Annotated in this window: 12 protein-coding genes; 8 read left to right on the top strand and 4 right to left on the bottom strand. The window is 55.7% G+C overall.

From position 1 onward, the window contains the following. Positions 1–62: 62 nt before the first annotated feature. The 4 genes from RSF91_RS12770 to RSF91_RS12755 all read right to left on the bottom strand — a co-directional run bounded on the left by RSF91_RS12770 (position 63) and on the right by RSF91_RS12755 (position 4,978). The gene (locus tag RSF91_RS12770; protein ID WP_332568779.1) at positions 63–1,448 is read right to left on the bottom strand and encodes an MmgE/PrpD family protein; all 1,386 of its coding nucleotides are present in this window, start codon (positions 1,446–1,448) and stop codon (positions 63–65) included. Positions 1,449–1,536: 88 nt separating this feature from the next. Beyond that, on the bottom strand, positions 1,537–2,514 hold the full coding sequence (locus RSF91_RS12765; protein WP_332568778.1) for a flavin reductase family protein: 978 nt from the start codon (positions 2,512–2,514) through the stop codon (positions 1,537–1,539). A gap of 162 nt (positions 2,515–2,676) precedes the next feature. Beyond that, positions 2,677–3,948, bottom strand: a complete 1,272-nt coding sequence (locus RSF91_RS12760; protein WP_332568777.1) for an acyl-CoA dehydrogenase — start codon at positions 3,946–3,948, stop codon at positions 2,677–2,679. Positions 3,949–4,156: 208 nt separating this feature from the next. Further along, positions 4,157–4,978: a DNA-binding transcriptional regulator gene (locus tag RSF91_RS12755; protein WP_332568776.1), complete on the bottom strand. Its 822-nt coding sequence runs from the start codon at positions 4,976–4,978 to the stop codon at positions 4,157–4,159. A 212-nt stretch (positions 4,979–5,190) separates the two neighbouring features. Between RSF91_RS12755 and mhpA the strand changes: the two genes are divergently transcribed. The 8 genes from mhpA (at position 5,191) to RSF91_RS12715 (ending at position 13,878) form a co-directional block, all read left to right on the top strand. Then, complete coding sequence (gene mhpA, locus RSF91_RS12750; protein WP_332568775.1) at positions 5,191–6,978, top strand: bifunctional 3-(3-hydroxy-phenyl)propionate/3-hydroxycinnamic acid hydroxylase MhpA; 1,788 nt, start codon at positions 5,191–5,193, stop codon at positions 6,976–6,978. 41 nt (positions 6,979–7,019) lie between these two features. Then, positions 7,020–7,946, top strand: coding sequence for a 3-carboxyethylcatechol 2,3-dioxygenase (locus RSF91_RS12745; RefSeq protein ID WP_332568774.1), 927 nt, complete (start codon positions 7,020–7,022; stop codon positions 7,944–7,946). Positions 7,947–7,963: 17 nt separating this feature from the next. Continuing rightward, positions 7,964–8,752 carry a 2-keto-4-pentenoate hydratase gene (mhpD, locus tag RSF91_RS12740; RefSeq protein WP_332568773.1) on the top strand — a complete coding sequence of 263 codons (789 nt, stop codon included), beginning with the start codon at positions 7,964–7,966 and terminating at the stop codon, positions 8,750–8,752. 103 nt (positions 8,753–8,855) lie between these two features. Next, positions 8,856–9,842, top strand: a complete 987-nt coding sequence (locus RSF91_RS12735; RefSeq protein WP_332568772.1) for a Bug family tripartite tricarboxylate transporter substrate binding protein — start codon at positions 8,856–8,858, stop codon at positions 9,840–9,842. A 22-nt stretch (positions 9,843–9,864) separates the two neighbouring features. Then, a complete protein-coding gene (locus RSF91_RS12730; protein WP_332568771.1) occupies positions 9,865–10,815 on the top strand; it encodes an acetaldehyde dehydrogenase (acetylating) in 951 nt (316 codons plus the stop codon). 11 nt (positions 10,816–10,826) lie between these two features. Continuing rightward, positions 10,827–11,861 carry a 4-hydroxy-2-oxovalerate aldolase gene (gene dmpG / locus RSF91_RS12725; protein WP_332568770.1) on the top strand — a complete coding sequence of 345 codons (1,035 nt, stop codon included), beginning with the start codon at positions 10,827–10,829 and terminating at the stop codon, positions 11,859–11,861. 100 nt (positions 11,862–11,961) lie between these two features. Next, complete coding sequence (locus tag RSF91_RS12720; protein ID WP_332568769.1) at positions 11,962–12,822, top strand: alpha/beta fold hydrolase; 861 nt, start codon at positions 11,962–11,964, stop codon at positions 12,820–12,822. 69 nt (positions 12,823–12,891) lie between these two features. Next, a complete protein-coding gene (locus RSF91_RS12715) occupies positions 12,892–13,878 on the top strand; it encodes an IS5 family transposase (protein ID WP_332568768.1) in 987 nt (328 codons plus the stop codon). Positions 13,879–14,194 lie beyond the last annotated feature (316 nt).

Raw genomic sequence — 14,194 nt, 5'->3', positions numbered from 1 at the left:
CAGCAGGTCACACCAGACAAAGAGCGCCCGTGAGTGGCGCTCTTTCACATCCTCGCAGTACTTTATGCCGCTGTTTGGCCGACAAAGCACGACACCAGAGAGCGCACATCGCTCAGCATCTCTAGCTGATCAAGCAGCAGCAGCCCTTGCTGGGCTTGCTCCGGTGTCACTCGGCCTGAGAACGTCATATTGCGATCATATTTTTCACGCACATGCGCGGGCGTGACCGGATTGTCGCCCCAGCCCAGCGGGGTGTCTCTAAAGGCAGAAAAACGCTCACCATTGCGCAAGTGCACCGTCAGCCGCCCTGCATGGGGCTTCGCCATCTCATCGGAGGGTACCAACTGCACCTTGGCCGACAGGGCAATCACATCGGCATCGCGGATAAAGCCTTCGGTGTAGTGCTCAATTCGCACTTCGCGGCGCAGCAATGCATTGGCCACGCCATACGGAATGCTGAACAGCGAACGAGGCTGCGCATCACCTTGGGCTATGGTCTGGTTCAAAAAGTGCTTGATGCGGTTTGGGGGCACTTCCAGCGTGACCGAGGTGATATCTGCCACCTCATAGGCTTGGTTGCGTGCAATTTCCAGCGCGCTTTCAATGGGGTTGTGCACGCCGTAGCAAGACGGATGAATCTTGTGCATGCCCTTGGCATAAAACACCTGCCCCAAATCGATCAACGCGTTGTCTGGCTGCGGGTTGTGGCAGTACAAGTTGAAATAGCCTTGCGGAGCATTGAGCGGATCTTTCACGCCCTTGAACCCCTTCATGGCCAACTCAACGGCCAGCACAGCGTTGTAGCCGGCCAAGGCACCTGGCAGTTTGAAGGTATCCACTCCGTCCCACAAGGACTGGAAAGAGCCAGCCATCATGTGCAGCAAAATGCCATATGCATTCACCAATTGCTCATGATTGGCCCCCATCAAACGGCCCACTGTTGCTGCAGCGCCCATGGCATTCGCCGTGCCGCATACTTCAAAGCACTTGTCAAAATTAAACTGATCAGAGACCGCAATCCGCGCGCCAATATCGCCACCCAGCACCACGGCTGCGATCAGCTCTTTGCCACTACTGCCCACAAACTCCGCGGTTGAAAATGCGGTGGGGTCCGTGGTGCTGCACACATGGCCCACCATTTTGTGGGCATTGGCACCTTCTGGCTCCGGCCCGGCCACTTCAAAGTCAAAAGAGCGCCCCATCAAGCAGTTCATCATGACCGCATGCTGAAGTGGCACCTTGTCACCATGCGCAAAAATGCTGGCCTGCGCTGCACCGCCCCAGGTACGAATCAGCTCCAACATGGCATTGTTTCCGCCTGCTTGCCATCCACCTACTGTGCAGCTGAGCGTATCGACCAAGCGCAACTTGGCGGCGTTCACTGTGGCTTCGTCGAAAGCCTCGAATGGAGTGTTAAGAGCGTGATCAACCAGCGTATCAATAAGCATTTTGTAGTCTCCTGCAGTCACTGAAAAACAAACAAGTCTGCTCCGCTCCAGCGGGCAGACTTGCAGATGGATACCGTGCAGCTTGCAATCAGTGGGTCTGCAACGAATCCATCACTTTTTTGGCCGTTGCAATCTCTTGGGCCGTCAGGCCTTTGAGCTTTTGCGAAGTGAAGTCCATAGCGCGCTGGCGCAAAGCCTCCACTTTGCTTTGGCCGCTGGCGGTCAACGTGTACTCGCCCGAAGCGTCTGCATGCGTCACATAGCCATTGGCCAGCATCTCGTTTAAGGCATCTTCGGTAGAAGATTGACCTAAATATGTAGTGCGCTCCAGACCATCCAGCGTGCAGACACCGTCCCCCAAGGCATTGAACATGCGGCTGGTGGCCAGCGTCATGCCCAAGGCTTCGCGATGTTCTTCAAACTGACCAGAGAGCTTTTGTGCAGTGGCTTTGAGCAACGACAGCAGCGGCATCTCAGACGACTCTTGCACGGGCGCGAGCGTTTGCTCAGCAACGGGTGTAAGCAGCGAGGGATGGCTTTGCGCTACTGCATATTGCCCTTGCGTGAACAGTAGTGGATGACCATCAAAGCGGGCAAAGCGCAGAACACGGCCAATCAAAATATGGTGATCGCCCCCATCAGCAACATGCTCCAGCGCGCATTCAAAATGCCCGATAGCAGGTGCAATCAAGGGACAGCCGTGCAAACCACTGACCCAGTTGACTTGCTCAAACTTGTCTGCACGTCCAGCACCAAAGATGCGTGAGACTTCGGTCTGGCTTTCTTCCAGGATGTTGACGGCATATTTTTGCGCACTTAAAAAAGCTTGGGCACTGCAGGACTCCTTGCGGATAGACCACAGAACCAGCGCAGGATCCAGCGAAACAGCCGCAAAAGAGTTAACGGCCATACCCACCGGCTGGCCTTCAAATTCTGTGGTGATGATCGCAATACCAGTGGCAAATTGTCCCAGGCAACGGCGAAAGGCTCGCGCATCATCTTGAGGCTTGCCTTCTTCTACGGGATGCACAGCAGAAGCAGTGTTGAGTAAATGAGCGGTGTTCATGGAGTGATTTAGGTCGACGACGCTCGGGCCATCAAGGTAGCCCAACGTGCGTATTCAAGGAAATCTTCATCACCCTTTCAGAGCAGCGGAAGTGCATATAGCCAGCCGCTGCTCGATCTCCAAAGTCAAAGGGTGTGAAAGCTTTGGGGGCCTTGTGTAGATTTACTTGTAGTAAGCCAACGTTCCCATATCACTAAATGGTGCAGGCTCCATGCCAAACATGGTTTTGATGTACAGGCTAGCGGCCAACTCGCGACCGGCCGATCCATGGTTGCGGGCAGCCATCAAATCACGATAAACCTGTTGCAAATCGTTGTTTTGCGCAGAAGCTGCTGCTCCAGCAATAGGCCATATTTCGTGAATCGCATCAAAGCAAGTCGCATTGGCATCCGCCGACTCAAAGCGCACACGCATGCGCTCCAACGGCGTGCCTTCCTGGCCCTTGCAGGCCAAATCAAACAAGGCACGCCAGTTATTCAGATGACGATTGCGCACGCCGCTAACCTTGGTTAGCGTATCTGCCAGCTTCAAGTGCAAAAAAGGATTGTTGGCAATGGGTGCACCCGTGCCTTGACGAGTCAGGCGCACCTTGGCTTGCTCCATGAAATACTGCAAACCATAGCTGGCTGTACCAATAACCGTATTGGTGGCAGTGGAGTTGAAGATGCCCATAAACGACAGCCAGTAGAGTGGACGGTTGTTGAGCAGCCAGCCAGCGTTGTTGTCTTCGTAGGTATCGCGCAAGTGGTGCACGCGGTATTCCGGCACAAAAACGTCGAGCAATGTAAGCGACTTGCTGCCCGTGCCCTTCAGGCCTTCGACGTTCCAGCTCTTGTGATCGATTTCCAGATCAGTCACGGGAACCACAAAGTTTTTGTCGCCACCGCCCAAAATCACCCACTGTGCATGATCCACGCCGCTGGAGAAAGTCCATGTGCCATTGAGTTCATAACCTCCGTCAACGGCTCGCACCTTGCCAATAGGGGCATACGAGCTAGAGGCACGGGTGTCGGGGTTGTCGCCCCAAAACTCTTCTTGCATGCGCTCGTTCATCAACGCGACTTCAAAAGAGTGGCAATTCAGTTGTCCGGCAATCCATGCTGCGGCGCTGTCTGCTTCGGCAATTTTCATCACGCCTTCAAAAAACGAGGCCGGATCGACTTCCAAGCCGCCGTACTGCAATGGCGTGAAGGTGCGAAAAACGCCAGCTTGCACCATCAACTCGCCGGTGCGCTGGCTGACCTTGCCCTCGCGCTCGGATTCATGGCTCAAAGACTTAATCTCAGGCGTGATCGCTTCGACAGCCTTCACAAATTCTCCACCCACCTGATAGGCTCGGGCACGGTAATCGCTCCAGTCTTGCGTAGCTGCCATAGCACGCAGCTGTGCAGGGCTATTACATTGCTTAGATTCAATTTCGACGGTCACAGACATGGCTTCTTCCTTATTGATGGATGCTTAGGAAGAAATGTAGAAGCGATGGCTGAAAAACTAAAACGACCTTTTTCAGGGCTTCCATGACGTCAGATCATGCAAGCCACCAACTGCCCTGACCATGGATTCACCGTCCACCTTCATCAGACACATAGCAGGTTGCATGAGCGCCCTAAAAATCACAGGCGTGGACTTCTATTGCGCTCTGCTACTCGCGATTGCTCATCCATGGCTGAATATCCTTGCCAATACGTTGAGCCAAGCGCTTTAAACGAGGAAAGTAGCGCTTTTCTATGTCTTCCACACTGACCGAGGCTTTGGGAAACACCATATTGATCCCTCCGAGCAACTGATGCCCACAAGTCACCGGGACGGCAATGGCCGCAAACGCGTCTTCTCTATCCCAATCACCATCGTTGATGGCGTAACCACGAGAACGTGTTTCCGCAATCAATTGATCTACCGTACCCGAATCTCTTGCCATCACTCCCACTTCATCAGCGCGTTGTGCAAGCAGTGTGAGTAATCCTTCCCGCTCATCGGTAGAGCAGGCTGACAGATACGCACGTCCCATTGCCGTAAAAAACAACGGCAGTTTTTCGCCAATTTTCCCTCGGTGCTGGGACAGAAGACTGAAGCGATGAGTACTCTCACGGATCACCATGAACCCACCTTCCAAAGTCCCCAAATCGCAAGGCCAAAGCAAATCTGGGATGGCTGCACGCATGAGTGGTAATGCAATTTTCTCCACCCAGTCGTCATCGACAAAGCCTTCACTCAGGCCGCGCACCGCAAAAGTCAAACAGTACTGGCCTTCTTTTTCACCCTTTCGCACATAACCATCGGCTCGCAATGTCTCTAAAAGACGCTTCACCGTAGTTCTATGAATATTGCAACTTTGCGCCAGTGACGTCGTGGTCGCAATCCCTCCAGGCGCGCGATTAAGCGCCTGCAACAACGCAAGGCCACGCGACAGGCTGCGCACATCTTTGTAGTCGTTGTTGATCGTTGCGAGATTGGATGTTTGCATATTAAACAAGTGTTTGAGCACAAATCTGCGGTGCGCCTGTCGCATACAGCCAAAGGTTTCGGCGCCTGTGTTCTCACTAGCAAATTGAAACCCAAGGGTATCCCCCATGATTTATGTGCACCAAGTGCACGCTGTTCTTAATTTTGTCATGGGTGTTGAGAATGATCAAAGCAGCGGGAATTACGCGCTGAAGCGACATGGGAGACACAGGAATGAATGCCAAAGATCAGCAAGCCATTGAAGTCAACGAATACGATGTTTTGATTGTTGGAGCGGGGCCAGTTGGACTGACCTTGGCCAACACCTTGGGCCTGGCAGGTGTCAGCGTGCTGGTGATGGAAAAGCTCGAAAGCATCATCGATTACCCACGCGCCATCGGTATTGATGACGAATCCCTGCGCGCGCTGCAAGCTGCTGGCTTAGCAGAACAAGTTCAGGCCCACATCACGCCTGATCACTGGATGCGTTTTTATACCGCAACAGGTCAGTGCTTTGCCTCTATCGAGCCGCGTACAGACGAGTTTGGCTGGTCACGTCGCAACGCATTTATTCAGCCTCAGGTAGATGCCATTCTCTACAAGGGTCTGGAGCGTTTCCCTCAGGTGCAAGTGCTGTTGGGTCATGAACTTGAGCACTTCACCCAAAACGACTCTGGCGTTACCGCCGAGATCAAAAGCACAGCAGGCCTGAAGCGCACCGTGCGCGCCAAGTACATGCTCGCTTGTGATGGTGGCAACAGCCTGATCCGCCGCACGTTGAACATTGGCTTCGAAGGCCGCACCAAGCCCAACCAATGGATTGTGGTTGACGTTCGCAATGACCCACTGGGCACGCCGCACATCGGCATGCACTGCGACCCAGAACGTCCTTACGTATCCGCCGCCCTGCCCCATGGCATTCGCCGCTTTGAATTCATGGTCATGCCCGGCGAGACAGAGGAAGAGCTGTCCAAACCAGAAAACCTGGCCCAGCTCATGCGCAAAGTGGTGGCCGATCCAGACAAGGTTGACTACATCCGCAAACGCGTCTACACCCACAACGCACGCTTGGCCAACCAGTTCCGCGTGAACCGTATTTTGCTGGCGGGTGATGCGGCGCACATCATGCCCGTCTGGCAAGGTCAGGGCTACAACAGCGGCATGCGTGACGCCAGCAATCTGGCTTGGAAGCTGGCAATGGTCGTTAAAGGCCAAGCAGGCCCCTCCTTGCTCGACAGCTATGAGCAAGAGCGTCGCAGCCATGCACGCAGCATGATTCACTTATCCGAAGTTGCAGGCGACATCTTTGCCCCGGAAAGCCATACCGCCGCCAAGGTGCGCGACACCTTGATGCTGGCGATGAATGCCGTGCCACCCGTGAAGCAGTACTTCTCTGAGATGCGCTTCAAGCCCATGCCGCGCTATGAGCAAGGTGTGGTTCTGCATCAAACCGCTACGCAAAATCAAGGCTTTAAAACGCCGTTTGCCAGCTTGCTGGGCAGCTCTGGCGACACGCCACTGAGCCGTTTGCTGGGTCTGATGGCAGAGAAAAAAGATTCTGTCTTTGGCCGTTTGGTGCATGGACTTGAGGCTCCTCAACCCAGCCCCATCGGTCGCATGTTTATTCAGCCCCGAGTCTCGACCCTTGAAGGCGAAACCGTGCGTCTGGATGACCTGATTGGCCTGCACTTTGCCATCATTGCTTGGGGCACTGATCCAAGCTACGGTATGAATGAAGCCAGCCTAGCCTTCTGGAAGAAGTTGGGCGCACGCTTTATCCGCGTCATGCCAGCCGTGCAGTTGCAGCATGCATCCCCCACTCGCGAGGGTGTGTTGACCATCGGCGATGCACAAGGCCGCATCAAAGATTGGTTTAGCACGCAAGGCAAGTCCATCGTCTTCGTTCGCCCAGACCGCTTTGTCGCAGCTTTGGCATCACCGCAAGAAGTTTCCAGCGTCACGCAACAGCTCGCTGGCGTTCTGCACGCACAGATGCCATCCACACAAGAGGCGTTTGCATGATGCAAGTCACGCTCCAAAATGCAAAGCGCGCATTTTTGGGCATGTCTCATTCGCCACTGTTGGGACTCAACCCCATCAGTTCCGAAGATCAGACAGCCCTGGACGACGCCGTCGCACAAGCCAAAGCAGCCGTTCTCGCCTTCGATCCTGAACTCATCATCTTGATTGGCCCGGATCACTACAACGGCTTTTTCAATGAACTCATGCCTACCTTCTGTATTGGTAGTGAGGTAACAGCCGTTGGCGACTATCTGTCTCCTGCTGGCCCGTTGAATGTCCCCAGTGATACCGCCATTGCTTTGGCAGAGCACTTGATGGACTCACACTTCGATATGGCAGTGTCAAGGCGCATGCTGGTCGATCATGGGTTCTCCCAAGCACTGCAAGCCTTGTGGGGCGATGAGCTAAAAACCCCGCCAGTGGTGCCAATCTTTCTGAATGCGGTGGCTCAACCCTGCATCGCACGCATGGGGCGCTGTGTTGAACTAGGCCAAGCCATTGGCAAGTTCCTAGACACCCTGCCTCAGCGCACCTTGCTGATTGGCTCAGGCGGCTTGTCGCACGAGCCCCCTGTGCCTACGCTGGAGCACCCTGACGCCGCTGTGCGCGAGCGCATCACCATCAAGCAGACTCCGACGTTGCTGGAGCGTGACGCCAAGACCGAGCGCGTCAAAGCAGCCGGTATGGCGCTGGCCAATGGTGAAGATTGGATGAAGCCGCTCAACCCCGAATGGGACCTGCAATGGATGGAAGCGATTGCCAGCGGTGAGCTTGCAAGCCTTTGCGCAATGAGCGAAGACTCTATTGCCAAGGAAGCCGGCAACTCCGCCCACGAATCCAAAACATGGCTGGTCGCACGCAGCGCCTTGCCGCTGAACACCGAGCTACCCTGCCCCGTACGCGCCTATCGCGCTATTCCTGCCCTGATCGCAGGTTACGGGCTGATGCTGATGCACACCCAGCAATAAACGAACGCGAGATCACCATGTCTGAATCCACCTTCCAAATCGCCCAATGGGCTGAACGCCTTCGCCAAGCTGAGGCCACCTCCACGCCCATCGAGCCGCTGCGCGACGAGATCAGTGATAACCAAACCGCCTATGCTGTGCAGTTGGCCAATGTGCAGCATGCACAAGCGCAAGGGCGCCGCATTGTGGGCCGCAAGATTGGCCTGACTTCGCTCGCCGTGCAAAAGCAGTTAGGGGTAGATCAGCCTGACTTCGGCACTTTGTTTGCTGACATGGTCTATGGCGACGATGAAGTCATACCTTTTTCGCGCACTTTGCAGCCCAAAGTAGAAGCCGAAGTCGCACTCATGCTCGCGCGCGATCTGGACTTGAAGGACGCTACGCTGGTCGACATCATCAACGCCACCGACTATGTGCTGCCAGCGATTGAAATCGTGGGCAGCCGAATTGCCAACTGGAATATTCGCTTCATCGACACGGTGGCCGATAACGCCTCCAGCGGTCTGGTGGTTCTGGGCGCCGTGCCCACACGCCTGAATGCTCTGGATCTGAAGCTGTGCGAAATGAAGATGGATCGCAACGGTGAAGTGGCCTCCATCGGCTCTGGCGCCGCTTGTCTGGGTCACCCCTTGAACGCCGCTGTCTGGCTTGCTCGCAAACTGGCACAACTAGGCCACCCCCTGCGTGCGGGTGATCTGGTTCTCACCGGTGCTCTCGGCCCCATGGTTGCTGTGCAAGCAGGTGACCGCTTTGAGGCCCATATCAGCGGCGTCGGCTCGGTCCGCGCCCAGTTCGGACAAATCTAATGGGCTCACTGGCTGCCTTATAGCTCTCTAATAGCAGCCAGCCCCATTTAAGAATTCGCTTTTCTACCCCTGCAAGCTACACAAAACCAACGGAGACAATCGCATGTGGAATCGACGTAACCTGCTGAGCCTGACGGCCCTCACCCTCGCTGCAACGGCTTCGCCCGTCTGGGCACAAGCCACCGCACCCACCTTTCCCAGCCGTTCGCTGACGATGGTCGTGCCATTTCCCGCAGGTGGCATCACCGATGCCATTGCCCGCATTCTGGCCCTGAAGGTGAGTGAGCAACTGGGAAAGCCTGTTGTAGTGGACAACAAACCTGGCGGCGGCGGCCAGATTGCCGCCGCTTTCGTGCGCCAGCAACCTGCTGACGGCCACACCATTTATGTGGCGGCCACCGAGATGTTCGCGATCAACCCCACGTTGTTCCGCAACTTCTCGTACGACCCGCTCAAAGACTTCACCCCTATCACCTCGTTGATCTCCTCACCTTTGGTGCTGGTCGTTGGAGCCAACAGCCCCATGAACAGCGTCAGCGATGTGGTGCAGCAAGCCAAGGTCCGTAAGGGTGGTCTGAACTTCGCATCACAAGGCATGGGATCCATTGGCCATCTGCTCGGTGAAACCTTCCGGGGCAAGACAGGCGGCACCTTCAACCATGTGGCCTACAAAGGCTCAGCCCCTGCGCTACAAGATGTGATGAGCGGTCAGGTGGACTTTATGTTTGACCCCGTCATCAGCACAGCGCCTTTGATTGCCGGCAAAAAACTCAAGCCACTGGCCATTGCAGCGGACAAGCGCGCCTCACAAATGCCCGATGTCCCCACACTCAATGAGTTGGGTATTGCCGGTGTGAATGCTGGAGTGTGGTTTGGTGCCGTGGCCAAGACAGGCACACCCGCGACAGCTGTCAACCGCCTCAACGAAGCGCTGCTCAAAGCCATGAAAGATCCAGAAGTGCTCAAGCGCTTTGCCGATCAAGGTATGCAGCCCTTTCCTTCAACACCTGCGCAGTTCGGCACTTTCATCCAGTCCGAAGTGACACGCTGGGCACCGCTGATTAAAGCCAGCGGCGCCTCTATTGACTGATTTTTCCCGGAAAGCAATTGCTATGACCCGCAAACTCAAGGCTGCCATCATCGGCAGCGGCAACATCGGCACGGATCTGATGATCAAGATTCTGCGCCACGGCCAGAACATCGAAATGGGGGCCATGGTTGGCATTGACCCTGCCTCGGATGGCCTCGCACGCGCTGCCCGCATGGGCGTGGCCGTGACTCACGAAGGCGTGGAAGGTCTCACCCGCATGCCCCAGTTTGCCGATATCGACTTCGTCTTTGATGCCACCTCAGCCGGTGCTCATGTGAAGAATGATGCCTTTTTGCGGAGTCTCAAGCCCGGCATTCACATGATTGATCTGACGCCTGCGGCCATCGGTCCTTATTGCATTCCCGTGGTCAACGGCCAGGAGCATCTGGATGCGCTGAACGTGAATATGGTCACCTGCGGTGGCCAGGCCACCATTCCCATGGTGGCTGCCGTCTCGCGTGTTGCCAAGGTGCATTACGGCGAAATCGTTGCCTCCATTGCCAGCAAGAGCGCAGGCCCAGGCACCCGCGCCAACATCGATGAGTTCACGGAGACCACTTCCAAAGCCATTGAAGTGGTGGGCGGTGCCACCAAGGGCAAAGCCATCATCATCATGAATCCAGCCGAGCCGCCGTTGATCATGCGCGACACGGTGTACACGCTCAGCGATTTTGCGGACGAAGACGCGATTGCCGAGTCCGTGGAACGCATGGCGGCCGATGTGCAAGCCTATGTGCCCGGCTACCGTTTGAAGCAAAAGGTGCAGTTTGACCGCATCGACACGCCCATCCGCATCCCAGGCGTGGGCAATTCCCTGACGGGTCTGAAGACCTCGGTGTTCTTGGAAGTTGAAGGCGCAGCCCATTACTTGCCCGCCTATGCTGGCAATCTGGACATCATGACCAGCGCAGGACTGCGTACCGCTGAACACATGGCCGCCCGCATGCTGGCTGCCACACTGGCCACTGCTTGAGGAAGATCGCCATGAACACGAACAAGAAAATCTACATCTCCGACGTCACCCTGCGTGATGGCAGCCATGCCATTCGCCACCAGTACAGCGTCGAGCAAGTCAAGCAAATTGCTAAGGCCTTGGATGATGCCAAGGTGGATTCGATTGAAGTGGCCCACGGCGACGGCCTGCAAGGCTCAAGCTTTAATTACGGCTTTGGAGCCCACACCGATCTGGAATGGATTGAGGCAGTAGCCAGCGTCGTCAAGCATGCCAAGATCACCACCTTGCTGCTGCCCGGCATTGGTACCGTCCATGACTTGAAGGCCGCCTACGAAGCTGGCGTGCGCGTGGTGCGCGTAGCCACCCACTGCACAGAAGCCGACGTTTCGCGTCAGCACATCGAATACGCCCGCCATCTCGGCATGGAAGCAGTGGGCTTTTTGATGATGAGCCACATGCAGACCCCTCAAGGTCTGGCCCAACAAGCCAAGCTGATGGAAAGCTACGGCGCCACCGTTTGCTACGTGGTGGACTCGGGCGGTGCACTGGGTATGCAAGACGTACGTGACCGTTTCCGCGCCTTCAAGGATGTCTTGAAACCCGAAACCCAAACTGGCATGCATGCCCACCACAACCTGAGCTTGGGCGTGGCCAACTCCATCGTGGCGGTGGAAGAAGGTTGCGACCGTGTGGATGCCAGCTTGGCCGGAATGGGCGCTGGCGCAGGCAATGCTCCTCTGGAAGTGTTCATTGCCGCTGCCGAGCGCATGGGATGGAACCACGGCACCGATCTGTACAAACTGATGGATGCGGCCGACGACATCGTTCGCCCCTTGCAAGACCGCCCGGTACGCGTAGACCGCGAAACGCTGGCTCTGGGCTATGCCGGTGTGTACAGCTCGTTCCTGCGCCATGCCGAAGTGGCAGCGGCCAAGTACAACCTGAAAGCCGTGGACATTCTGGTGGAGCTGGGCAAGCGCCGCATGGTGGGTGGCCAGGAAGACATGATCGTGGATGTGGCGCTCGATTTGCTGCGCCAGCGCAGTGCAACTGTAGCGGCTTAAAAATCAGTGGCATGACACGGTCAACATCGAGTCATGCAATGCAACTTCAACTTTTTGCAGCACCTTTCGCAAGGCGCTGCATTTTTACGAAATTTCAGGCATGAGCACACCTATCACCGAAGAATCCACCAGCCATTTCATCACCATCACCGAAGACGGTAAGCCCCTGAGACTGCACTACAACGACGTCGGCCAGGGCGAGCAAGTCGTGGTCATGCTGCACGGCTCCGGCCCAGGCGCTAGCGGGTGGGCCAACTTCCACCGCAACATTGATCCACTGGTGGCTGCAGGCTACCGCGTCATTTTGCTAGATTGCCCAGGCTGGAGCAAAAGCGACACAATTATTAGCACCAGCTCACGCTCCGATCTGAACGCGCGCTGCTTAAAAGCGGTGCTCGATGGTCTGGGCATTGGCAAGGTGCACATCATTGGCAACTCGATGGGCGGACACAGTGCCGTTGGTTTTGCACTGGCCAACCCTGATATGGTGGGTAAGCTCATCTTGATGGGAGGCGGAACCGGCGGCCCCAGCAGCTTTGTGCCCATGCCGACCGAAGGCATCAAGCTAATCGGCGCTCTATACCGCGATCCAACAGTGGAGAATATCAAACGCATGATGAGTGTGTTTGTGTACGATGCAAGCAGCCTTACCGACGAGTTGTACCAACAGCGCCTGGCCAATATTCTGGCCCGCCGAGATCATCTGGAAAATTTTGTCAAAAGCGCACAGATCAACCCCAAACAGTTCAGCGACTACAGTTCACGCCTATCCGAAATCAAGGCAAAGACTTTAGTCATCTGGGGACGTGACGATCGCTTTGTTCCACTTGATATCGGCCTACGACTGATTTGGGGTATTCCTAATGCTGAGCTGCATGTATTCAACCAATGCGGCCATTGGGCTCAGTGGGAACATGCTGATGTTTTCAACAAAATGGTTCTAGACTTCGTAAGTCGCTAAGGAACCTCTGCATAAGTCACCCACGCATGTGCTTGCACATGCGTTCCGGGTGCGGCAGCATCCCGGCCTATGCAGCAAACTAACCTCGGCCTGAACCTCTCCACCAAGAAGACCCGCAAGCGCGAATTCCTTGAACAGATGCAGCAGGTTGTGCCTTGGAGGGATTTGGTGGCGCTAATTGCGCCCTGCGCTCCAGAAGGGCGTAAAGGTCGACCACCGTTTCCTGTTGAAATGCTGCTGCGTATCCATTTCATGCAGCAGTGGTTCACCCTCAGGGATCCCGCCATGGAGGAGGCGCTACATGACATGCCGCTGTTCCGAGACTTCGCAGGCTTGTCGTGGGACAGCGCCACACCAGATGAGAGCACCATCCTGCGCTTCCGTCATTTGCTGGAAACGCACAAGTTAGCAGAGCAAATCCTGCAAACCGTCACAGACTTGCTGGTGAGCAAAAAACTGCTGCTGCGCACAGGAACCATCGTGGATGCGACCTTGATTTCCGCACCCAGTTCCACCAAAAACAGCACCAAGTCTCGTGATCCAGAGATGCGCCAGACCAAGAAAGGCAATCAGTGGTACTTCGGCATGAAGGCCCATATTGGTGTGGATGCAGATTCTGGTTTGGTCCACACCGTGCGTGGAACTGCCGCCAACGTCAGCGACGTTGCCCAAGCCAACAGCCTTTTGCACGGACAGGAAACCGATGGTTACGGTGATGCAGGCTATCAAGGGGTGGACAAACGTCCCGACATGCCTGTGACGACACCTGAGCGCAAGCTGCGCTGGCACATTGCAATGAAGCGTGGCAAGCGCAAGAGCCTGGACCCGCAGCAGCCGATACCCGCCTTGCAAGAGCAACTTGAACAGGTCAAATCCAAGATTCGGGCGAAGGTCGAGCATCCATTCCGGGTCATTAAACGCCAGTTTGGTCACGTCCACGTTCGCTATCGAGGCTTGAGCAAGAACACTCAGCAGTTGCACACCCTGTTTGCTTTGGCGAACTTGTGGATGGTCCGTGCCCGATTACTCGCAAGCAGTCCATTGAGACCAGTTTGAGCAGACTGAAAGGCAAAGTGCCCGCGAAACGCGGGCATCTTGGGGGAAAGGTAAGCAGCAAAAAAGTGGGGCGGAACACTTATGTGATGGATATCGCGTCCGAAGTTGCTTTGTGCAGAGCTTCCCTAATGTAGATTTACTAAGTAGTGGACCGTGCCCGGGGAATCAGCGGGCTAGCTCAGATCGCGGCTCGATTCAGGCAAGCGTTGTACATCCGAGCGGCGTTGTTGCATAAATCAGTCTGCGCAAGCCGCTAGGCTAGCCGCATGAGCAAGCCTCGCAGTTCCACGTCCCGCTACCGCACCACCAACTGGCC

This window comes from Comamonas sp. (assembly GCF_036643215.1).
In the GTDB taxonomy this organism is placed as follows: Bacteria; Pseudomonadota; Gammaproteobacteria; order Burkholderiales; family Burkholderiaceae_C; genus Comamonas.
The sequence above is the reverse complement of the archived record's forward strand: the minus strand, read 5'-3'. Positions and strand labels throughout refer to the sequence as shown.